The sequence below is a fragment of the Photobacterium sp. GB-50 genome, from assembly GCF_003026755.1.
GTDB lineage: Bacteria > Pseudomonadota > Gammaproteobacteria > Enterobacterales > Vibrionaceae > Photobacterium.
The window spans coordinates 57,050-80,334 of record NZ_PYNX01000013.1; the positions used below are offsets into that span (position 1 = coordinate 57,050).

A 23,285-nucleotide genomic window follows, 5' to 3' on the forward strand; every position below is an offset into this window, starting at 1 on the left:
CTCCCTTAAGGACGCCACCTGTGGGTGGATGAGGATACGATGCAACATCTAGACGAGATTATTGCCAACGCAACGGCAGCTATTGAGCAGGCTGATTCATTAGTCGCTCTGGACGAAGTCCGAGTTCAATTCCTAGGTAAGAAGGGTCACTTAACTCTTCAACTTCAAGCCCTAGGTAAATTACCACCAGAAGAACGTCGTACAGCTGGTCAAGAGATCAACAAAGCGAAACAAGCAGTGCAAACACTCCTTGTAGAGCGTAAAGATGGCCTACAACGTGCAGAGCTTGAAGCTAAGCTTGCGGCTGAGACTATCGATGTTTCTCTGCCTGGTCGTCGTATTGAAAATGGTGGCTTACACCCAGTAACACGTACCATTGAGCGTATTGAAAGTTTCTTTGGTGAGCTTGGTTTTACAACTGAAGCTGGCCCTGAAATCGAAGATGCTTTCCACAACTTCGATGCGCTAAATATTGCTGAAGATCATCCAGCACGTACCGACCACGATACGTTCTTCTTTAACCCAGATCTAATGCTACGTACGCACACATCAGGTGTTCAGATCCGTACAATGGAAAATGGTCAACCGCCATTCCGTTTCATTGCTCCTGGTCGTGTTTACCGTAATGACTACGATCAAACTCACACACCAATGTTCCACCAAGTGGAAGGTATGTTAGTTGATGAAAACGTAAACTTTGCGCAACTAAAAGGTATTCTTCACGATTTCCTTTGTAATTTCTTTGAAGAAGAAGTTGAAGTACGTTTCCGTCCTTCGTTCTTCCCATTTACAGAGCCTTCAGCTGAGGTTGATGTAAAAGGCAAGAATGGTAAGTGGTTAGAAGTATTAGGCTGCGGCATGGTACACCCTAATGTTCTACGTTCAGTTAACATCGATCCTGAGAAATACTCAGGCTTTGCATTTGGTATGGGCGTTGAGCGTCTAACTATGCTTCGTTACGGCGTTAACGATTTACGTGCGTTCTTTGAGAACGACTTACGTTTCCTAAAACAGTTTAAGTAAGCACTAGGGGCTAGAAATCTATGAAATTCTCTGAATCTTGGCTACGCGAGTGGGTTAATCCTGCAGTAAACAGCGAAGAGCTAGCTCACCAGATCACAATGGCTGGTCTGGAAGTTGACGGTATTGAAGCAGTTGCTGGTGAATTCACTGGCGTTAAAGTGGGTCAAGTGGTTGAGTGTGCACAACACCCAGACGCAGATAAACTTCGTGTTACAAAAGTGGATGTAGGTGCTGAAGAGCTTCTAGACATCGTTTGTGGCGCATCTAACTGCCGTCAAGGTATCAAGGTTGCGGTTGCAACGGTTGGTGCTGTGCTTCCTGGTGATTTTAAAATTAAGAAAGCAAAACTACGCGGTCAACCTTCTCACGGTATGCTTTGTTCATTCACTGAGCTAGGTATTGATGTTGAATCTGACGGCATCATGGAACTTGCAGAGGATGCAGTATTAGGTACTGACTTCCGTGAATTCCTAGGTCTTGACGATGTTACTATCGACGTTGATCTAACTGCTAACCGTGCTGACTGTCTAAGTATTGCAGGTCTTGCTCGTGAAGTTGGCGTACTTAACCGTGCTGAAGTCACTGAGCCTCAATTTGAGATCGTTGCACCTACAGCTGCTGACACTATTGCTATTGATGTTAAAGCACCTGCGGCATGTCCACGTTACCTTGGTCGTATTGTTCGTAATGTTAATGTTCAAGCTGAAACACCATTATGGATGCAAGAAAAACTACGTCGTTGTGGTACACGCTCAATTGATCCAATTGTAGATATCACTAACTACGTATTGCTTGAAATGGGTCAACCAATGCACGCATTCGATCTTGCTAAGATCGACGGTGGCATCGTTGTTCGTATGGCAGAGCAAGGTGAGAAACTAACACTTCTTGACGGTAACGAAGCTGAACTTAACGACAACACCCTAGTCATTGCTGATAACAAGCAAGCACTAGCGATTGCTGGTATCTTCGGTGGGGAGTTCTCTGGTGTTAACACTGAGACGAAAGACGTACTACTTGAGTGTGCATTCTTCGCTCCTGATGCTATCCGTGGTCGTGCTCGTAGCTATGGTCTACACACTGATTCTTCACACCGCTTTGAGCGTGGTGTTGATGCAACACTACAAATGAAGGCGATGGAGCGTGCAACAGCACTTATCGTTGAAATTTGTGGTGGTGAAGTTGCGCCAATCGTTGAAGCTGAATCAGAAGCTGATTTGCCAAAAGCTGCAACGATTGAACTTCGTCGCACTAAGTTAGACCGTCTATTAGGCCACTCAATTGCTTCTGAGGAAGTGGTTGAAATCCTAACACGTCTAGGCTGTGACGTTGAAACTACAGATGCTGGCTGGAAAGCAACAGCACCTGCGTGGCGTTTTGACATGGCAATTGAAGAAGATTTAGTGGAAGAAGTGGGTCGTATCTTCGGCTACAACAACATTCCAAATCAATCGCCAGTTGCTGCACTAAGCATGAACTTACACAAAGAAGCGAACCTTCCGCTTAAGCGTGTACGTGATCTGCTTGTTGATCGTGGTTACCAAGAAGCGATTACTTACAGCTTCGTTGAGCCTGAGCAACAAAAACTTATCGTGCCTGAAATTGAGCCATTGATTCTGCCTTTCCCAATTTCTGCAGATATGTCAGCAATGCGTTTAAGCTTGTGGACTGGCTTACTAAATACAGTTGTGTTCAACCAGAAGCGTCAGCAACCACGTGTTCGTCTATTTGAAGCGGGCTTACGTTTTGTTCCTGAGCAATCAGCAGAAAACGGTATGCGTCAAGAAATGATGCTTGCTGGTGTGATTGCAGGTAACCGTAGTGATGAGCACTGGGATATTGCAACTAACACTGTAGATTTCTTTGATCTTAAAGGTGACGTAGAAGCCGTACTTGAGCTAACAGCTAATGAAGCAGCATTTAGTTTCAAAGCCGCTAAACACCCAGCACTTCACCCTGGCCAATCAGCAGCAATCGTTGTTGACGGCAAAGAAGTTGGTTTCATTGGTACTGTACACCCAGAGCTAGAGCGTAAGTTCGGTTTGAATGGTCGTACAATCATGTTTGAAATCGAGTGGGCGGCAATTAACACTCGTATGCTTCCTGAAGCGGTAGTTGTATCTAAGTTCCCTGCAAACCGTCGTGATATCGCCGTTGTGGTAAACGAAGATGTATTAGCTGGTGATGTTGTTGCTGCTTGTCGTGAAAACGGTGGCGAGCTACTGACAGATGTTAACCTATTTGACGTTTACACGGGTAAAGGCGTTGAAGAAGGTAACAAGAGCCTTGCAATCGCACTAACGCTACAATCAGCGGAGCGCACATTAGAAGAAGCCGATATTGCATCAGCAGTAGAAGCTATTGTTGCTGCACTTGCTGAAAAGTTCGGTGCATCACTACGTGACTAAGACTCGTCAATAAAAGTTAATAGCGTTAATTACAAAATATTGACGCGTTTAACTCCTTGTTTTTTAAAAGCAGCCAGCAACGGCTGCTTTTTTTTTGATCTTTCTCCAAAAAATTAATAAGACTCTGATTAATAGATATTTTTTACTTTTTCTATGTTTTATAAAATATATAAGATGATAACTGTTTGTTTTTAAATGATTTTATTGTTGGTCTGTTTTGTTTTTATTTCAACTGATTGCACAATGGAAAGTGTGTGAAGCAAAAATATATTAAGAAATTAACGTGAAGTTTACGTAAAAAAGTTGGCGGAAATCAGCAAGTTGGCTTAGACTTGACTCTAGTTGATAAGGAAGTTGAGATGTTAATCTCTTCAAGCACCAACTATAGGTGTTATTAGCCTTATTAACGTAACCTTATTCACAGTAACAAATTGGAATGATGCCAGTGTTGTTACTATACATTCAACATAGTCTTGAGGGAGTTATCTATGGCGCTCACAAAAGCCGATTTGGCTGAGAACCTGTTTGAGAATGTTGGATTAAGCAAACGGGACGCCAAGGATACGGTGGAAGTCTTCTTTGAAGAAGTTAGGAAGGCTCTAGAAAATGGCGAACAAGTAAAACTGTCTGGTTTTGGTAATTTTGACTTACGAGACAAAAACGAGAGACCAGGGCGTAACCCGAAAACTGGCGAAGATATTCCAATTTCTGCGCGTCGTGTAGTCACTTTCCGTCCAGGTCAGAAACTAAAAGCACGTGTAGAAACATTAGAAGTACCTAAATAAGCCCGTTTAACGCTTAGTCAAATCGAAACCCAAGTGAATTTATTCTCTTGGGTTTTTTATTACCTCTTGCTGAGATAAGTGAACCTTCATGAGGCTGTGGGTTGTCATTATGTTGCTATTGTGTTTAAAGTTTGGTGTTTTATACTGGAGGTTAAAGCTATTGGGCGATTGTATTTCATAACGTTTATGTACATGGAGGTAATATGACGTTTGTTGATGAAGTGAAAAAAGGCCGTTTTTTATCGGCAACTTGTGATTTATCATTACCATTCACGGTCGGCGAATGGATATTGGAATCTGGTATTCATTGTAAATTGTTGCAGCGTGGTGTACTACAAATCACGCCGGTAGAGCAAATGAGTACGGCAAAAGATATTGTTTTATCTTCTGGTGTGCATGGTAATGAAACGGCGCCAATAGAATTAATACAACAGTTAGCGGAAGGTATTTTACTTGGGCATATTGAACCGGTTCATCGGTTACTGTTAATTATTGCTCACCCTGAAGCTATTAATAACAAAACACGCTTCATTGATGAAAATATGAATCGTTTATTCAAAGTTCGGAATCAAGAAAGGAACATTGACTGTACGATTGCAAATCAACTGCAAGAGGCTGTAAATAGCTTTTATGGTTCTTCTACAGCTATTCAACCAGAAAAGTGGCATCTTGACCTTCACTGTGCAATTCGACGCTCAGAACACTATACCTTTGCGATTAGTCCATATAGCCATAAGTTATCACGTAGCAATAGTCTGTTTAGTTTTATTCAGCATGCAAAAATAGAAGCGGTGTTATTGGCAAACGATCCTTCTTCTACTTTTAGTTGGTTTAGTGCGGAATATCATGGCGCACAAGCGCTGACGATTGAACTGGGTAAAGTTGCAGATTTTGGCAATAACAATTTAGCGCTATTGGCGCATTTTAGTAGAACGATGATGAAGTTGGTGACTGAAAGCTCCTTGCCTATTACATGGAATAATGATGTCGAGGTCTACCGCGTTAGCCGCACTCTGCTGAAGCAATCTGACGATTTCAATTTCTCTTTTCCGAATGACTTGCCAAATTTTACATTTTTCGAAGAAGGCACCTATTTAGGTAGCGATAAAGAACAAGAGTTTATTGCGGATGAAAAAGGAGAGGCTGTTGTTTTTCCTAATGCGAATGTAGCTTTAGGCCAACGAGCAGCATTAATGGTAAAAAAAGCACATATCATCTTTGATGAGCAGATACGGTTATGTGGATAAGTTTTAAAAAATCATGTTTTTCATTATTACAATCTCATACTTTTGTTCTTTTACGAAGGTTGTAGGGTAGGGGGCTTTTACCATTTTGACGATGGATCGTATGTCTCTTAATGCATTATTAGCCCGTCAGCAATCACGCTGGCGGTTTAGTTTTTGGCTAATAGTTTTACTACTTATTCTTGTTTGTTTTTTTTCCTTATCCGTTGGGGAGTTGTGGATCACACCATGGGCACCTGAAGGCGGCTTAGAACAACAATTACTCCTACAGTTACGTCTGCCTCGGTTATTAGCTGCTCTGGCTATAGGGGCTGCTTTAGCAAGTTCTGGTGCCGTTCTGCAAGTATTACTTGGTAATCCATTAGCAGAGCCGGGTGTATTGGGTATCTCCGGTGGTGCAAGTTTAGCACTAGTTGCAGTATTATTCTTTTTGCCATTTGCACCATCTCCAATGCTTACCATGTTTACAGCGATGGGAGGCGCATTATTATTTACATTAATTCTCGTAGGGCTCTCACGTCGACGTAGTGTTTCAATGACTCGTTTATTACTGATTGGTGTCGCGTTGGGTATTTTGTCTAGTGCTGTTATTACTTGGGCATTTTATTTTAGTGATGATCTTAATATGCGACAGTTAATGTACTGGCTTATGGGAAGCCTTGGTGGGGTTAATTGGCAGCAACTCTCTTTGCTATTTTTTATTGTTCCTGTGTTAGCTGTTTTATGTTGTCAGGGGAAAAAACTCGATATTTTAATGTTGGGAGAGCTCCATGCGCGGCAACTTGGCTTGAACGTAGCGACTCTACGTTGGAAATTGATCTTAATGGTATCGTTATTAGTCGGTAGTGCTGTCGCGTTAGCTGGGATTATTGGCTTTATTGGGCTTGTTGTTCCGCATTTGATACGTTTGATGTTAGGCACAGAAAATCGTTTTTTGTTGCCGTTATCTGCTTTAGCTGGAGGGGTATTATTAGCCTTCGCCGATACGTTATCACGTATTTTACTGCCTTCTGCTGATCTTCCTGTTGGCGTTGTGACTACATCACTGGGTGCACCAGTGTTTATTTGGATGCTTATGCGAGCACAACTGGATTAATAATATGTTAATGATTAATCGTATTGCTGCTGAACATCGATTAGAGCCTTTAACCTTTTCTGTTGATAGCGGTGAGATCGTGCATTTTATTGGTCCTAATGGTAGTGGCAAAAGTACCGCAATAGGGCTTATTTCTGGGTTATTTTCTGCGGCTGGCAATGTCACTTTGGAAGGAATTGATCTAATGGATTATGATCTTGCTTCATTAGCGCGTGTGCGTAGTTATATGTCTCAGCAAGATAAGCCAAATTTTGCCATTCCTGTATACCAGTATCTTCTAATGTCTTTTACGGCGTTGGGTGAAGTAAAAGACGTGATTAAACAAGCTGCAATTGATGAAGTGTGTGGGTATTTAGGTATTGTTGATAAATTATCGCGAAGTATACAAACACTTTCTGGTGGTGAGTGGCAGAGAGTCAGATTAGCTTCCGCTTGTTTACAAGTTTGGCCTGCATTAAATCCCGACGCTAAATTTCTATTACTTGATGAACCCGCTGCATCTTTAGATATTGGCCAAGAAGCGTCTATGTATAAATTGATACGGAAGATTGCGTCACAAGGGATCGCAGTGATTATGGCTAACCATGATTTGAATCGGACATTACGCGAAGCCGACAAAGTGGTATTGCTAGAAGCAGGCCATTGTTTTGCTGTTGGTAGGACGCAGGAGGTAATGATTGTTTCACAGTTAGAGAAGGTATTTAGTACTGGGATTGTAAAAGTGAATTATCAAGGCATTGAAAATTTAGTATTTGTTGATTAGGCAAATGGTATTGATTTATTGATGATATGCAGTAATAAAATGCGACATTTAAATGGGTGATAAAAATTTTTAATTATGATGATTTGTAATCTAAATAGTCATTTTTATTTCACAGGTTAGACTACCATTTTTTCCTGTAAACGTTTGAACTATGCATTGTCCATTCTCACTTCAAGGGGTATGCCAATCGTGCCCTTTAGCTTCGCTTTCATATCCGCAGCAGATTAAACAAAAAGATGATGTGTTACGTAGTTTGTTTTCAGAACATCACCCACAGCAATGGTTAGCACCAGTAGAAAGTGCCATTTCTGGCTATCGTAATAAAGCCAAAATGGTGGTGCTGGGCGCAGCTCATGAACCATGTTTAGGTATTCAAAAGCAGACTGAGGATTCAACGGCAGGATCTAAACCGATTAGTTTGTGTACTTGTCCTTTGTATCCCGCAGATATGCAAGCGTTGTTGATCTATATTGAGCGTTGGATTCGTTGTGCTGGTATTCCACCTTATAACGTAAAGAAAAAGAAAGGTGAGCTGAAATTTGTGTTATTAACACGCAGTGATAGTCGAGGTGAGTTTATGCTTCGATTTGTATTGAGAAGCCATGAGGCTATCGCTCGTATTGTTAATAATTTACCTGAACTAATGGCGGCATTTCCTACGGTAAAAGTCGTATCGGTGAATATTCAGCCCGTACACATGGCACGCTTAGAAGGGGAAGAAGAAATTTTCTTAACCTCTGATCATTATTTATTAGAACAATTTAATCATGTTCCATTAGTTGTAAGACCTAAAAGCTTTTTTCAAACCAATCCAAAAGTGGCAGAGAGCCTTTATGCAACAGCAAAACGTTGGGTTAGTGAGATAAAGCCAGCTTCTATGTGGGATTTATTCTGTGGTGTTGGTGGTTTTGCGTTACATTGTGCTGAAGAGGTAGAGCATGTTACTGGTATCGAAATAGAGCCAGAAGCCATTGAGAGTGCTAAACATTCTGCTGAAATTATGGGGGTGACGAATTTACGGTTTGCAGCTTTAGATTCAACCAGTTTTTCGCAATCAAATAAAAGTGCGCCAGAATTAGTATTGGTGAATCCACCGAGGCGGGGGATTGGTGAACAACTGTGCCAACAACTAAATGATTTTGCACCAAAACATATTATTTATTCAAGTTGTAACCCTTATACGCTAGAGCAAGACTTAGCGAGGTTAACAGGATATAAGGTAATGAAGTTGCAATGGTTTGATATGTTCCCGCACACAGAGCATGTTGAAGTTATGGTGTTACTTGAACATATTTAATGTTGATAAGGTAAAAGGGCATAACGTTATGTCCTTATAATTATTTGTTATTCAAGTGAGAGTAGTATTCACTTAATAAATGAGTAAGCACTGAAAATTGGCGAGCTATCTCACGGTTAAGCCATAAATAACCATAATAACTAATATTACTGGCATCACTTTGCTCATGGTTTTCTGCCGGAGGTAAAAGTGAGAGCATTTTTATTTCTTCTTGTTTAACAGGTAAAATATGTTGGTTTTCTATTTGAATAGCTAGACGTGAGAATCGGTCTGCTAATTGCTCTTTTGCCTCCATTAGACCAGGCATGTCGTTAATTTTATTCTGTCCTAACTGTTTATCCCACCTTGTGTGTAGCATTGATCCCATCATGGTAAATATTTGTTCTTCTGTCAGCATGATCTCAGTTAAGAGCTGTTTACTGGCAATATTCTCATTTTTAGTATGTGGCTGAAGGCTAGTTTGTTTATCAAGTATGTTTGATAGGGGATTGATATCTATAAGTTGAAAGTTTTCTGCCGCTATTTGCTGGTTATGCTGATGATAATAGTTACAACAGAGCTTGATGAACTGATGAGTGTAATTAAGATAATGCTCCGTTGCACGAGCAGGAAAAATATATAAGCTACAACAAATAGCAACGATAGCGGCCCAAAACACATTGATTGTGCGCCACATTGCAGCATGTAAATCCTCTGGGCCACCGCCGGCAACCACAACAACAGTAATAGCAACAACAAGTGCCGCATAAGAATACTTACCTTGTGTATAGTAAATTGCTGTAACCACCGTAGTGATTAAAATAATGTGGTGGAGCCAACTGTATGAAGTGGGTATTAAATAGAGAGATAAACCTATAATCGCCCCTAATATAGTTCCTGTTATTCGTTGATTAGCTTTGGATAAAACACCACCAAGAAAGTGAATACTGCCCATGATTGTTACTGTAGTAATCAGCGCCCATGAGCCATAAGGTAAGCTAAACATTTGAATAATAGAGACAATAATACTAAGTGCAACAAACACGCGAAACACAAGTAGTTGGCGGAAATATTTGATTGCAAAGCGAGAATAATTCTTCATACAAAACATTCGTTAAAATTTTCTAAATCATACAAAGAACGTGATGAAAGTCACTATTTAATTGTGAGGATTGAACTCGTCATTTACCTGAAACATGTGTCAGGTTGGTGAACGTTTGATAAAAATAAAGGCACTATAGAGTGCCTTTAGTCGGTTTTATTATTAGCTTGAATGGCAATTATTGTGTTTTAAATTGTCCTACTAGTTGCTGCAATTTATGACCCGCATCATCCAGTTGACTTACGATAAGTTCAGAGTTTTTATTTTCTCGAATCAAGTCGGTCACAATATTTTGGATAGAACCCATGTTGCCGCTTATCTCACCTGTTACTGCATTTTGCTCGGTAGAGGCCGCTGCAATTTGATTAATCTTGCCATTTATTTCGGTTACGGCTTCTGTGACAGAAATGAGGTTATTCGAGATTTGATTTGTCGAACTTACCGCATCATTACAAGATGTCTGACTTTTATCCATCGCTTGAACGGCTTGTGTAACCAAGTTATGTAATTGGTCTAGCATTTCATTAATTTCTAATGTGCTACTTTGAGTACGACTCGCAAGCCCACGAACCTCATCAGCAACAACGGCAAAACCGCGACCTTGTTCACCAGCACGTGCGGCTTCAATAGCGGCATTTAATGCTAGTAGGTTTGTTTGCTCAGCAATATCACCAATCACTTTTAGTACATTGTTAATATTATGCGATTGCTGATTTAGTGCATCAATGTAGCCAGAGGCTTGGGTTACTTCATCTACTAATGTATTTATTGATACTAATGATGTATCCACTTGTTGTTGAGCGATAAGCGCAACATCACTCATTTTTTCAGTACCAGAAGCAACATCGTTTGTGTTCTCTGCTATCTCATTTGCAGCTAGGCTCATTTGTTCAACGGCAGCAACGACTTGTTCAGTCTCGCAATTATGCTCGTTCAGTTTAGCAGTTAAGGCATTAGTTTGATTATGTACATTATGCGCCGTTGTTGTCAGGCTATCTGTCGTCGCTGAAACTTGGGAAATAATGCTTTGTAGTTTATTAGCAAAACGGTTAAATGCTTTTCCAAGTTGTGCAATTTCGTCATTACCTTCAACCACCAGACGTTTGGTTAGATCACCTTCACCATCTGCAATATCATTAAGTGTTTTAACCATACGCTCAACTGGTTTAATGATACGGCTTGTGATCAATAAAATAATCATGGCAGAAATTACGGCTAAAATGATCGAAATAAAAGCGACGGTATTGATACGATCTTTCATATCAGCATGAATCTGTGCTGTGTATTGTTCAACACTGTTATCTATGTCATCTAGATATAAGCCTGTACCAATAAACCATTTATTGTTATTAAGTGTAATCGCATAACTTTCTTTTGGTTGGGCTGGCTGGTTCGCTTTTTTAGGAAAGCTGTATTTAACAAACTGTCCATTATTTTTAGCCGCATTAATTAATACTTTGATGTACGCAACGCCGTTAGCATCCGTCGCGCCAATTTGATCAGTACCTTGAATTGAAGGCTTAAGAGGGTGAGCAACATTTACTCCCTCCATTGTGTAGATAAAAAAGTAACCTGCATCATTGGCTGCAAATCGAATAGGCGTAATAAGTTGGCGGATTTCTACAAGCTGTGTTGCTTCATCACTGTTTTTAGAAATGATATTTTCAATGGCGTGCTTGGTAATAATAACCGCGTCTTTGAGTTCTTGTTGTCTTTCTGAAATAAGCTCTTGCTTATAATGTGCCACATTTTTTGTTAGAGATTGGTTCTCTAAATAGATGACGATACACATCGCTATACCGAGAATAGCGATCATAGGCAATAAGCTTAGTAGTAATAATTTGTGCTTAAGTGTGTTGATCATAATTCCATTTGCCTTATCCATTATTAATCACTGATATGCATACGAGAGCGTTTGCTGTGTAGTATGCACATATAAGTTTATGTAATGATAAGAGAAAAATATTACTGATAGATGTATCTTTGATATTTATTCAATTAATAGTGCGGTTGTTGCAGACTTTTACATTGGGGGGAATAAAAATGAGGGTTGCATCGATAAAAAAATACCTACCAATGAGGTAGGTATTTTTTTAGAGCATGTATTTATTTTTTGTTTTTAAGGTATGTAATTGTGTTTGCCATATCTTGTAAGCTGTCGTGAGCACTTGTATTTACAAGATATTTGCCATTAATCAGGAATGCGGGCACTGATTGTAATGCAGCATTGCGAACGGTATCTTCAGATTGTTGGAGTAGCTTAAAGATTTCAGCTTGTTGTTGTTTTGTTAATTCATACGGACTTTTTAAACCGTTATCATGGAAGATTTTCGATAATGCGACTTTACGTTGCGCATCTGTCATATCTTTTGGTGAGTCTTGTACGAAAGAAAATAACGCTTCTACTAGTTTATGGCTAGGTTCGTTATTCGTTTGAATCATTGCTGCGTAGAAAATAAAAGCCGCTTTTTGCGCGCTTTCATTGAAAGTCACGTGTACTTGATTGATGTTTTTAGTGTTTGTTAATTTTTGAATTTCTGGCAGCATACCTTCCATATTACGGCAGTGCCCACAAGACAGTGAAAAAATCTCTGTGACAGCGGGCATGTTAGGCATAGGGGTTGGAATTATTGAATACTTATCGCCTTCTTGGGGTGTTTTAGAATCAGAACATGCTGTTAATGTTAGTGCTGCTAATAGTACAACGAAGAAAGATTGGTAAATACGTTTCATTGTGGTCTTCTTTATAGAATTAAATAAAGAGTATTATGGCGATAATTAAATAACATTGCATCGTAAAGTTACAAAATAACACCAAATTTTCTAATGTTAGCGTTATTTTGTTGATGAATAAACGTAAAGAAATAGTGTGAATAACTCAGTGAAAAGCCTATGTTGATGGGGTATTATTGCTGGCTTTATTATTGCTTTGAGTGCTTCAAATGTTTATTGGATTTGATTATGGGACGGCAAATTGTTCAGTCGCAAGAATGGTAAATGGTAACCCCGAACTGTTACCGCTAGAACACAATAATCATTTTATTCCATCAACGTTGTGTGCCCCTACACGAGAGGCGGTATCAGAGTATCTATACCGTTTTATGGGGATATCCCCAACAGACAGTGTTGGAGAGCAAGTATTACGTCGCGCAATGGCTGTTAACCGTGAAGAAGATATTGAAATTTTCCGTGGTGATTTACAGTTTGGTGAAGCCGCACTAAATACCTATTTGTCTGATCCTGAAGAAGTCTATTACGTTAAATCTCCTAAATCTTTTCTTGGTGCCAATGGCTTACGTGACGCGCAGATCAGTTTTTTTGAAGATCTTGTTTGCGCTATGATGGCGAATATTAAACATAATGCAGAGCAGCATCTTCAATCAGATATTACACAAACCGTGATTGGTCGTCCGATCAACTTTCAAGGGACAGGGGGGGAAGCTGCAAATATTCAGGCTGAAAAAATTCTCTCTCAAGCAGCGAAACGCGCAGGTTTTAAAGATGTTTCGTTTCAGTTCGAACCCGTTGCAGCTGGTTTAGAGTTTGAATCAACATTAACTGAGAATAAGACAGTACTTGTGGTTGATATCGGTGGTGGTACTACAGACTGCTCACTCATAGAAATGGGGCCTAAATGGATTAATGAGCAAGATAGAACACAGTCTCTACTTGCACATAGCGGACAGCGTGTGGGTGGGAATGATTTAGACATTCATCTTGCTTTTAAGCAATTGATGCCAGAATTTGGTTTAGGGAGCAGAACTGCACGAGGCATTGATATGCCGTTTAATCAATTTTGGAATCCTATCGCGATTAATAATGTTGCGGCACAAACTGAGTTTTATTCTGAAGCCAATTTACGCGCGTTAGAAAAGTTACGTTATGACGCTGCAGATCCTGCAAAACTAAGCCGCCTTATTCATGTTTATCATGAGACCTTGGGATACCAAATTGTACGACGTGCAGAAGAAGCTAAAATAGCGTTATCTGAGCAAAATAAATATCGTGTTGATATGGCAATAATCAACGACGTATTTGCAGTCGATATTACTGTTAAGCAATTTGCAGAAGCGATCGCAACCCCGACAGATAAGATGCGTGATCTTATCGTGGAAGTGCTAGCACAGAGTAATAAAAAACCAGATGTGGTGTTTATGACGGGAGGAACCGCACGTTCTCCAATTTTGAGGCAGTGTATTGAGCTGCAGTTGCCAGATATTCCTATTGTAAGTGGTAATTTTTTTGGTTCAGTTACTGCTGGATTAGCACGTTGGGCTGAACGTTGTTACCGTTAATTCTAATAAAGTGATAAAAAGGCCTTTGATATGGCCTTTTTATTTGAAAAGAGCTAGGCAGGTTTAGGGGCGTAAGCAGAACACCATCCCTTAGCATTAACAAGCTTACCAGGGAATATTTTACATGGGCGCCATGCCGCGCTTGCATCACCTTCAATAAGCATACAGCTATTACAATTACTGTCACCTTTAGTGGATTCGTTAACATATTTTAGTGCTTTTGCCTGTGGATCATCGGTAGACAAATGTGGAAGTTCAGCCGCTTGGGCCGGTTTTACTAATAGCTTGCTTCCAATACTCAGACCAATAATTCCACCAACAGTCAATTGTAAAAAGCGTCGACGTGAAGATTGATTTTTCATTGCAATGTCCTTTTTTAAGCACATGAGTTTCAACTCATTTAACTTATTAATTATTAAAGTAGGGGATAATCAATAAGTGACCTACGCATCATCTACTACTAATATAGACGAGTGATGGATAAAGCTGATTGTTTAATCTACTTATAGATTAAATCAATATTACGTAAGTAATGTCAAAAAAGATGATTTTTGCTGTGTAAAAGTAAGCAAAGAGTGAAGAATGGGCCTCACAATAGTGAGGCCCATAGATATTCTATTTTATAGTGCTGAAATAGGTTGGCTATTTTCTTGCTTTAATTTTGCGAAAAAAGCCTGTGTTTCAGCAATGACTACGTGGCGTAATACAACGAGACCAATAAGGTTAGGGATAGCCATTAAGCCATTAACAATATCTGCAATTACCCAAATCATATCTAGCTGCATGAAGGCGCCGCCAGCGATAAGTACAAGGAAAAATAACTTGTAAGGTAAAATCGCTTTCACACCGAAAAGGTAAGTAATACAACGTTCGCCATAGTAATTCCAACCTAAAATAGTGGTAAAGGCAAAGAACATTAAGCCAACAGAGACCATTAATGGACCGTAATAGCTCGAATGTAGACCTTCAGCAAAAGCATGGGTTGTCATTGCAGCACCAGCAAAATCAGAAGACCAAGCGCCAGTAACAATCAATGTTAGACCTGTCATCGTACAGATAATGACGGTATCAAAGAAAGTACCTGTCATAGAAATAAGGCCTTGGCGCACACAAGAATCAGTTTGTGCTGCAGCCGCTGCAATAGGTGCGCTACCTAAGCCAGATTCATTTGAGAATACCCCGCGCGCAATACCAGACTGAATAGCAAGCATGATCCCAGCACCTACAAAACCACCTGTAGCGGCATGCCCTGTGAATGCAGATTCAATAACTAAGCTAATAGCATTTGGAATGGCGTCAAAATTACTCGCTAATACACTGATACAAGCAATGATGTAAAAACCAGCCATGAGTGGAACAACAGTACTTGCAACACTTGAAATGGATTTAATACCACCCAGTGTCACTGTCGCAACCAATACAGTTAAAATAACAACGGTGATTTCTTTCGGTACATTGAAAGAAAGCTGTGCGGCTTCAACAATGGCGTTCGCTTGTGGGAAAGTACCAATACCAAAACATGCAACACCAACAGCAAAAAGTGCGAACAGTTTCGCAAGCCATTTGCTACCCACACCTTTTTCGAGGTAGTACATTGGGCCGCCTAAAATTTGGCCGTTACTGTCAACTTCGCGGTATTTTACCGCTAATAAACATTCTGCATATTTAGTTGCCATACCTAATACAGCAGCAAGCCACATCCAGAAAAGTGCACCAGGGCCACCAAGTTTAATTGCAGTGGCTACACCAACAATATTACCGGTACCAATTGTTGCAGAAAGGGCAGTACATAGTGCGGCGAAGCTAGAAACATCGCCTTCACCTTTACTATCAGCATCTTTTTTGCCACCAAATACATAGCGCAATGCCAGTGGTAGATAACGGACTTGGATAAAACCAAGACGGATGGTTAAGTACAAACCTGTACCGACTAGTAAGATCAGTAATGGCGGTCCCCAAACAAGACTGTCAAAGGCTTTAAGAAAATTAAAAATTGTATCGTGTAGTGGATTCATTATTCCTCCTTTAAACTTCAAAGGAAGAGATATAGAACAACATAAATGTTGGATGCAGATAATATCTGGTTGCTGCTCTTATCTCCTCTGTCCTTTTGCCTGAGAGTTTCACCCATATAGGGCTTGCTCCTTCGGCGCTCGATTTAACGAGTCTCTCCAGAGGCTCCTCCAACAACAGTCCATACCTATCGTAAAATACGACATGGTGCCTGAAAGATTTACGATTTAATAAATTGAGGGCTCAACTTATTAAAAACGCTTACTTCTTCGGCGGGCGTAAGAGATACCATCATGGTAATTTCTTTTGCCGCTCTCCTGCTGTCTTCATCGGAACTCATATTTCGGATTGCAATGTTAGGGGAATGAAATGTGATTGTCAGCAAAAAAAATGTGCAAACAGTGAAAAAAAGTCTAAATGTGAAAAAAATAAGCGGGTGATGGGGGCAGAAATTTGTTGGTGGACAAAAAACAAGCTTACTTATCGGGAAAGTAAGCTTATTAGTATGTGGAATCAGTTTATATAAACAAGACGTCGTTATTGTTTGAAGTTTTTACTGAGTAATTTTATTAACTCATGGTTGTGATCTGATGTCACTTCCCAACCAAAAACGCCACCGAGTTGATGTTCCTTCACATAATCAGCTTTAGCTTGTAATGAACGCTTATCTTCAAAACTGATATATTCATTCTTCTTTTGGCTAAATAAGACGGCAGCTTCCGCTTTTTCGTCATAATAGTACTGGTAACCCATTTTTTTATTGTTGATTAAATATTTCACAATATCGGAGTAGTTAAAATAACCAGGGTCTGCAATATCTGAACCTTTATCCATTGTCCCTTTACTACTTAGCCCTTCGAGTTTATCAGCGGAAGCATTGTCGACACCTTTCCAGCCACGACCATAAAAGGGGCTACCAATAATGATCTTTTTCCTGTCTACCCCATGTTTTAATAGGGCATTTACTTGGCTATCAATCGACATATCATCAGGCGTTAATGGGGTGCTATATAAATTACTATGGTGGCCAACCTTAGGGCCCCAACTGCCTAAAAAATCAAAGCTCATTAAGAATATTTGATCGAGATCTTGTGATACTTTTTTCCAATCAATACCGGGTAATGTTTTAGGTGCACCATTGACTGCCGCTGAAAGTTGGTAGGTGCGGTTGTTTTTTATACCGAGTGCATTTAATTGGGTACGAAGTTCATGAATTAATTTTGTGTATGCAAGACGCTCACTTTCAACATTATCATTGCCTAAGCCTGATAAACCATGTCCACCAGGGTATTCCCAATCGATTTGAATGCCATCGAAGAAATCATATTTTTGGATTAATTTTATAGCACTATCCACAAATGTTTTTCTGTATTCATCGTTTAACGCCACAGTATGGAAAGGCTCAGATAATGTCCAGCCGCCAAAACTAGGAAGAATAGATAAATTTGGATTTTCGTCTGAAAGTAACTTTAGTTGACCGAAGTTTCCATGGTAACCAACTTTACTTGATGTCTTACCTTTCAGTTTCATTTGAAGTGCGGCATAGTCATCTAAGACGATAGCTGTACCTATTGGTTTATTTTTACAGTGAGTTTTCATTATTTTTTTTATGTTGTCGGGAGAGGCATCAACAGGTCCGCACACAGCAAGAAAAGCATAAATAATATGCGTTAGATCATTAACAGGAAGCATGTTGGCACTGTATGGCGTTTTAGGGGTATACACTTTCCAATCTGGATAATATGCAGCAATAACAGGTGTTGAGTGCGTTATTGACTGAGCTGCGGTTTGATTGGAAAAGAAACAACTAATTAAAGTTGCGGTAATAACGGGAAGATAATAATTCCGTAAGAAATAACGCATTGATAGATCCCTAATCGCGAAACATAAATTAATATAAAACAAGTATACTATCGTTGTTTGTTTTTATTGAGTTATGTGAATTGTTATACATTATGACAATGATCACAAAGATACACTAAAAAGAAAATTTTACATGTAAAAATTTGTATTAGAAATACGGTATTTGTTTTTTTTTTGCTACAAAGTATTTCTGTTTTTTTTATACTGAATTGTTATTTTAACGGATGTTGGATGGTTCGTTATGTTATAAAGGAATCACTATAAATAACAAATATATGTATATAGTTGATAATTAATTCGGACTAGAACAAAATAGTTATCTCGTTATTAATAATTAAGAATATGTAATATGACTGGATAAATTAGTGTTTATAACCATTATTAGCCATATTAATAAGTATCTAATAATTAATATCTGAGTAAATTAGGAACAATATTATTTTTTGATAAAGGATGATCATTAAAGATTTTTATTAAGAGAATAACCAAACAGGTGATGATGTGATTTGGGTAAATTGTTGTCATAAAGAAAAACATACCAGCACTAAAGATATTCTACTGCAGTATCACAATCTCGTTGATGTATCGCCATTTGAAATACTATCAACAATGACTGGTTTTGAATTAATTTTCATTGAAATACAAGACTCACAATCAAATGGCTTTAAATTATTACGTACCATAAAGCAGCGCTTTCCTGATGTGAAGATTGTTATTGTTTATCATGATTTAGACGCTGAATTGGCTGTGTCTGCTTTGCGATCTGGTGCTGAAGATATTTTATCGAGTAATGCAATCCGTCAAAAAGTTGATGCCTGCTTAACGCGCTTACATACCCATGACGATAATATGATAAATGTTGAAGATATTTCTCAGCGAGAACTTTCGATCCTTCCTGCTTTAACAATTATCGACAAAGATATCAGTGCCCCCTTGCGGGAAGAAGAGTTAGCAAGTGCGTGTCAATTTTCATCGACGTATTTCTCTCGTTTATTTCACAACATAATGGGAGTGACACTCAAGCAGTACATTATTAAAAAGCGGTTAGATTTAGCTTGTGGCCTCTTAAGTTCAGATCAAGAAAAAATATCAGCCGTTGCCTCATCTGCTGGATTTAAAGACGTGTCTTACTTTTCAAGAGTATTTAAAAAGCATATTGGTTGTTCCCCTGGTGAATTTCGTGCCAGTCGTCAAAAAAAATGAATTTTTTTGTAGTAAATTTAATTAATAGTTGCCTAACGAACATCTTCATTGCAGAGTATTTTAACGTCACCGTTACTAATATTCACAATGACAACATACCATGAACTGCTGGGAACAACAGAAGACTTCACAAGAAGTGATATCAAAAAACGTTATAAATTGTTATCTCATCGATTGCATCCTGATAAATCAGGTTCTGTTATTTTAATGCAATTAATCTCGCATGCTTATAATGAAGTATTATGTGGTAATGGTAATAGGCATTGCGAATTAACCCATATTAATCATGAAAAAATATTATTAACAAAGAAGTATGCAGAAAAAGTAAAGCAAGAGTTAGCACTGCAAAAAAGAAAGAATGTTGAGTTAGAACAACAAGTCTTAGAATTAAGAAAAAAATTAGAACATCAATCGTGTGAGAATAAACGATTAACGGAAACGTTAGAAAAGAAACAAAGAAAAAAGATTGTTAGCACAGTGCTGCCTTATGAAAATAAGACGTGGGAAAAAAGATATCGAATAATTAAATATGGATTAGTTATATCTTCTGTTGTATTAAATGTTGGATTAGCAGTTGCTGCAATAACACTTACCAAGTCTAATGTTGTTGATCGTGTAATTTTCAAAAGAGAAAATAGGTTGATAGAGCCATCGCTAGTTCCACAAAAAGTCGCTGTTGAAGAGCTTATTTCCCCTAAGCCAGAATTAACGACACATCGACCAATAGAGCTAACACAAATCGTCGGAGAATGGACTTTATTCCAACCAACAGATCAACCACCTTACATTGCAATACGTAATCAAGTAGGTTCTTACATTGTGCAGCGCTGTGATCGTCATTTTTATTATTATGTCAATATGACTCAGCAACGAACGGCATTGCCCGCTAATTTACGTTTTATGTACCAGCAGCAGAATTTTTTGGTTTATAACATTGCCTATGGGATAGGTTCAGAACGGGATCACTGGGTAAATAGTCAAAGTATTAAAATTAATAGAGAGTATTTTTCTAATACCTCTTTTTTAAATACTAATAAAATACTGCAACAGCGTTGTGATAACGGCTTATAAATAAAGCCCAATGCCTCACTTGAAGTGATAAGCATTGGGCTTTGTTTTTATTAGGCTGTTTGTAATGGCATTACATGTTGCTGTTTACGCTTCATTAATAGTGTAAAAGCAGCAGGTACAAAGTAGAAAGAAAGTAATGTTGTTAATACTGTACCGCCTGCAATGGTAACGGCAAACGGAGGCCAAAAACCACCACCTTCTAACATCAGAGGAATAAATCCACCAACGGTTGTAATCGTGGTTGAGGTTATATGTCGCGTACAACTCATTACGGCAATATGAATGGCCTGTTTATCGCCATTTAATGCATTAGGATCTGCTTTTAGCTCGGAAAGGATGACAATAGCGGCATTTATTGCCAAACCAATTAAACCGAGTAAACCAATAATGACGGTAAAGCCAAACGGATAATTAAACAGCCATACTGAGAGCAGCCCTAACCCTGATGCCATAAAGCCAACGGTGAAAATGATCAAACTTAATCTAAAGGAATTAAATGAAATCACAACCACCATGATCATGAGTGTAAATACCATGGATAAATTGGTGATGAGGTTGCCTACAGATTTATTTCGTTGTGCAGATTCCCCCCCAATTTCAACAGTATATCCAGCAGGTAATGTCGTCATGTATTGATTGAGCTTTACTTTAAATGCATTCAATGCTGTTTGCGGTAAAACACCGGCTTCTAAATAACCTTCAATAACATTAATGCGTTGACCATTTCGATGTGGTATTGCACCACGTGTTGGGGTCAGTGATAGATCAGCAATGGATGAAATAGCAATACCTGAAAACTGCTCACTTGCATGGTTATTAACCACTGGAATATGAAGGTTTGCTAAGTTCGTCATATTTTCGCGAGAGAGGTTATCCACACGAACACGAATAGGGATTGCTTCTGCACCTTCGATAATATTGCCGTTAGTGATCCCAATCAGTGATGCTTGCAAGAGATCTGCGATTTGAGAGAGGTTTAAACCACTTAATTGGCTGGCTTGTTCATTCACATCCACACTGACTTTCGGTAAACCTGATAATAATGTTTCACGGGTATGCGTGACATTTGGCGTACTCGCCATCAATAAGCGGATATCTTCACCAATGGTTTTCAACATATCAAGGTTATTGCCGTATAAACGTACTTCAAGTGGCGCATTAAACGGAGGGCCTTGTTCTAACTTACGTATTAAAATTTGCGCCTCTGGGATCGCATTATCTAATTGCTTTTGCAGTTTAGGGATCAGCGTATTAGCAACTTTAAAGTTAGTGGTTTTGATCATCGCTTGAGCAAAGTTAGGTGTGCCTTGTTGGTTGGCGACCATGTTGTAGTAAAACGAGGGAAAATTAGTCCCAATTAACCAATTAACTTGTTCGATATCCTTATATTCTTTAAGTAAGTGATCGATTTTTTTCGTGGTTGCTTCTGTTGCATTGATACTCGCTTGTGGCGGTAAAAACACTTGGATCTCGAACATATCACGATCAGAAGGTGGGAAAAATTGTTCGGTTAACTGAGATGCACTCCAGATACCAACAAAAGGTAATACTGACATTGTAATGAGCGCTAATAACGGACGCTTAATTGCCATTTTTACGGTATTGCCAAATGCATTGGCAAGCCATGGTAGGGTTAAGCCTGTTTGGTACCATTCATTATGTTGGGTTTGTTTAGGAAGCCAACGCGCTGCAAATCCTGCAACCAGAGTATGAGCAATAAGATAAGAACCGATCAGAGAAAAAGATACGGTGATAGCAATAGCACCTACAAATTCACCAGCAGGACCTGGCATTAGGAAAATAGGGGCAAAGGCAAGAATGGTTGTCAGTGTTGAGCCGAGTAACGGAACCCATAAATGTTGAATAGCTTTTAAGGCTGCATCGATTCGTTCAAAACCTTTCTTACGATAATGTTGAATAGTATCTACCATTACAATCGCATTATCGACCATGATCCCAAGCGCAACAATTAACCCCGTTACCGACATTTGGTTCATCGGTAACCCCGTAAAATGCATTAAAGCGAGGGTGAATAAGCAAGTAAGTGGCAATGATAGTGCCACAATAAACGCAGAACGGATCCCAAGCGTAATAAATAATACGATTAAAATAAGCGAGAAGCCGAGCAATAAATTTTGGGCTAAATCAGTAAGACGAACTTGTGTATATCCTTGCTGCTCAAAGATACGATTGAGTTTTATATTACTCGGGAGCTCTTGTTCAAATTGAGTCAGAAAGTGATTAACGCTCTTTGTCCATTGATCAACGCGTAGATGAGGCTGCATACGCGCAGCAACAATAACAGCGAGCTTTCCATCGATAACAGCTATCTCAGCTGCTGGGTTTGTTTGCTGACGTTGAATGGTGGCGATATTTTCTAACCGCACAAGATGACCGTTACTATCAATAGTGATAGGTACTTGTCTGATACGGTCGAGTGAGTCTAAAGAATCGGCAATTTCTAAACTAAATCGACTTTGTCCATTTACCAGTTCACCGGCAGCATTTTTTGCATCTGCACCTTGTATGGCAGAAGAAATAGAAATGGCTGAGCGTCCTAATGCACTAACGGCAACAGGATCAATTTTTACCACCACTTCTTCTTCGGGTAAGCCATATTCATCAACAAACTCTGTACCATTAAGTGCACGTAGGCGGTTACCTAGTTCAATGGCATAACGGCGTAGAGTGAGTAAATCTGTGGGAGAGCGACCTTGCCAAGTAAGCGCGGTAATGACGGTAAAGGCATAAGAATGATCGCTGTCTAAATTAGGAACAGAAGCACCTTCTGGTAGGTTCGGTGTGATATCAGAGAGTTTATCTCTTGCATCAGACCATACTGGTTCTGAATCGGTAACGCTGTCTTTTAGTTCTATACTAACCAGCGAAATACCCGGACGAGAAACCGATGTAATGTTATTAATATCATCTATTTGTCGTAGTTTATTTTCAATTTTCTCGGTAACGAGCGCTTCAACACGTTCAGCCGTTGCCCCCGGATAATGGGTTATAATTGAAGCGTTACGATTATTAATAATTGGGTCTTCAGCTCTTGGCAACGAAGATAAAGCAGAAAGACCACTCACGATCAATAAAGCGACAGCCAAAACCAGTAGGCGGGTATTAGAAAGAATACGTTTCAT

The 23,285-nt window shown here is 39.3% G+C and carries 17 protein-coding genes and 1 riboswitch; of the genes, 10 read left to right on the top strand and 7 right to left on the bottom strand.

Features of this window, described 5'->3' with window-relative positions; genetic code table 11:
* Positions 1-39: 39 nt before the first annotated feature.
* From pheS to rlmC, 7 genes are all read left to right on the top strand, one after another.
* Complete coding sequence (gene pheS, locus C9J41_RS15405; RefSeq protein ID WP_005367402.1) at positions 40-1,023, top strand: phenylalanine--tRNA ligase subunit alpha; 984 nt, start codon at positions 40-42, stop codon at positions 1,021-1,023.
* A 20-nt stretch (positions 1,024-1,043) separates the two neighbouring features.
* On the top strand, positions 1,044-3,431 hold the full coding sequence (gene pheT / locus C9J41_RS15410; RefSeq protein WP_107245333.1) for a phenylalanine--tRNA ligase subunit beta: 2,388 nt from the start codon (positions 1,044-1,046) through the stop codon (positions 3,429-3,431).
* A gap of 488 nt (positions 3,432-3,919) precedes the next feature.
* On the top strand, positions 3,920-4,216 hold the full coding sequence (gene ihfA / locus C9J41_RS15415; protein ID WP_005367406.1) for an integration host factor subunit alpha: 297 nt from the start codon (positions 3,920-3,922) through the stop codon (positions 4,214-4,216).
* A 203-nt stretch (positions 4,217-4,419) separates the two neighbouring features.
* Positions 4,420-5,463 carry a succinylglutamate desuccinylase gene (astE, locus tag C9J41_RS15420; RefSeq protein ID WP_107294755.1) on the top strand — a complete coding sequence of 348 codons (1,044 nt, stop codon included), beginning with the start codon at positions 4,420-4,422 and terminating at the stop codon, positions 5,461-5,463.
* A gap of 100 nt (positions 5,464-5,563) precedes the next feature.
* Positions 5,564-6,556, top strand: a complete 993-nt coding sequence (btuC, locus tag C9J41_RS15425) for a vitamin B12 ABC transporter permease BtuC (protein ID WP_199186998.1) — start codon at positions 5,564-5,566, stop codon at positions 6,554-6,556.
* A 4-nt stretch (positions 6,557-6,560) separates the two neighbouring features.
* A complete protein-coding gene (gene btuD, locus C9J41_RS15430) occupies positions 6,561-7,319 on the top strand; it encodes a vitamin B12 ABC transporter ATP-binding protein BtuD (protein WP_107205859.1) in 759 nt (252 codons plus the stop codon).
* A 151-nt stretch (positions 7,320-7,470) separates the two neighbouring features.
* On the top strand, positions 7,471-8,616 hold the full coding sequence (gene rlmC, locus C9J41_RS15435) for a 23S rRNA (uracil(747)-C(5))-methyltransferase RlmC (RefSeq protein ID WP_107245328.1): 1,146 nt from the start codon (positions 7,471-7,473) through the stop codon (positions 8,614-8,616).
* A 40-nt stretch (positions 8,617-8,656) separates the two neighbouring features.
* Here the strand turns inward: rlmC and C9J41_RS15440 are convergent, their stop codons facing one another.
* From C9J41_RS15440 to C9J41_RS15450, 3 genes are all read right to left on the bottom strand, one after another.
* Positions 8,657-9,697 (bottom strand): FUSC family protein, encoded by a 1,041-nt coding sequence (locus C9J41_RS15440; protein WP_107205861.1) that lies wholly within the window; start codon positions 9,695-9,697, stop codon positions 8,657-8,659.
* Between the two features lie 178 nt (positions 9,698-9,875).
* Positions 9,876-11,561 (bottom strand): methyl-accepting chemotaxis protein, encoded by a 1,686-nt coding sequence (locus tag C9J41_RS15445; RefSeq protein ID WP_107245694.1) that lies wholly within the window; start codon positions 11,559-11,561, stop codon positions 9,876-9,878.
* A 242-nt stretch (positions 11,562-11,803) separates the two neighbouring features.
* Positions 11,804-12,430, bottom strand: coding sequence for a thiol:disulfide interchange protein DsbA/DsbL (locus C9J41_RS15450; protein WP_107205863.1), 627 nt, complete (start codon positions 12,428-12,430; stop codon positions 11,804-11,806).
* A gap of 209 nt (positions 12,431-12,639) precedes the next feature.
* Here C9J41_RS15450 and yegD point away from each other — a divergent pair, with 209 nt between their 5' ends.
* Positions 12,640-13,992, top strand: a complete 1,353-nt coding sequence (yegD, locus tag C9J41_RS15455) for a molecular chaperone (protein ID WP_107205864.1) — start codon at positions 12,640-12,642, stop codon at positions 13,990-13,992.
* Positions 13,993-14,045: 53 nt separating this feature from the next.
* Here yegD and C9J41_RS15460 read toward each other — a convergent pair whose 3' ends face one another.
* The 3 genes from C9J41_RS15460 to C9J41_RS15470 all read right to left on the bottom strand — a co-directional run bounded on the left by C9J41_RS15460 (position 14,046) and on the right by C9J41_RS15470 (position 17,868).
* Positions 14,046-14,354 (bottom strand): high-potential iron-sulfur protein, encoded by a 309-nt coding sequence (locus tag C9J41_RS15460; RefSeq protein WP_107205865.1) that lies wholly within the window; start codon positions 14,352-14,354, stop codon positions 14,046-14,048.
* 258 nt (positions 14,355-14,612) lie between these two features.
* Positions 14,613-16,007 (bottom strand): sodium:alanine symporter family protein, encoded by a 1,395-nt coding sequence (locus C9J41_RS15465; protein WP_107245325.1) that lies wholly within the window; start codon positions 16,005-16,007, stop codon positions 14,613-14,615.
* Between the two features lie 77 nt (positions 16,008-16,084).
* Positions 16,085-16,177, bottom strand: a riboswitch (glycine riboswitch).
* 365 nt (positions 16,178-16,542) lie between these two features.
* Positions 16,543-17,868 carry a glycoside hydrolase family 18 protein gene (locus C9J41_RS15470; RefSeq protein WP_107294756.1) on the bottom strand — a complete coding sequence of 442 codons (1,326 nt, stop codon included), beginning with the start codon at positions 17,866-17,868 and terminating at the stop codon, positions 16,543-16,545.
* 501 nt (positions 17,869-18,369) lie between these two features.
* On the opposite strand from C9J41_RS15470, the gene C9J41_RS15475 reads away from it, so the two are divergent.
* Positions 18,370-19,071 carry a DNA-binding response regulator gene (locus C9J41_RS15475; protein WP_107205868.1) on the top strand — a complete coding sequence of 234 codons (702 nt, stop codon included), beginning with the start codon at positions 18,370-18,372 and terminating at the stop codon, positions 19,069-19,071.
* 87 nt (positions 19,072-19,158) lie between these two features.
* Positions 19,159-20,142, top strand: a complete 984-nt coding sequence (locus tag C9J41_RS15480; RefSeq protein ID WP_107245322.1) for a DnaJ domain-containing protein — start codon at positions 19,159-19,161, stop codon at positions 20,140-20,142.
* Between the two features lie 50 nt (positions 20,143-20,192).
* On the opposite strand, the gene C9J41_RS15485 is transcribed toward C9J41_RS15480, so the two are convergent.
* Complete coding sequence (locus C9J41_RS15485; RefSeq protein WP_107294757.1) at positions 20,193-23,285, bottom strand: efflux RND transporter permease subunit; 3,093 nt, start codon at positions 23,283-23,285, stop codon at positions 20,193-20,195.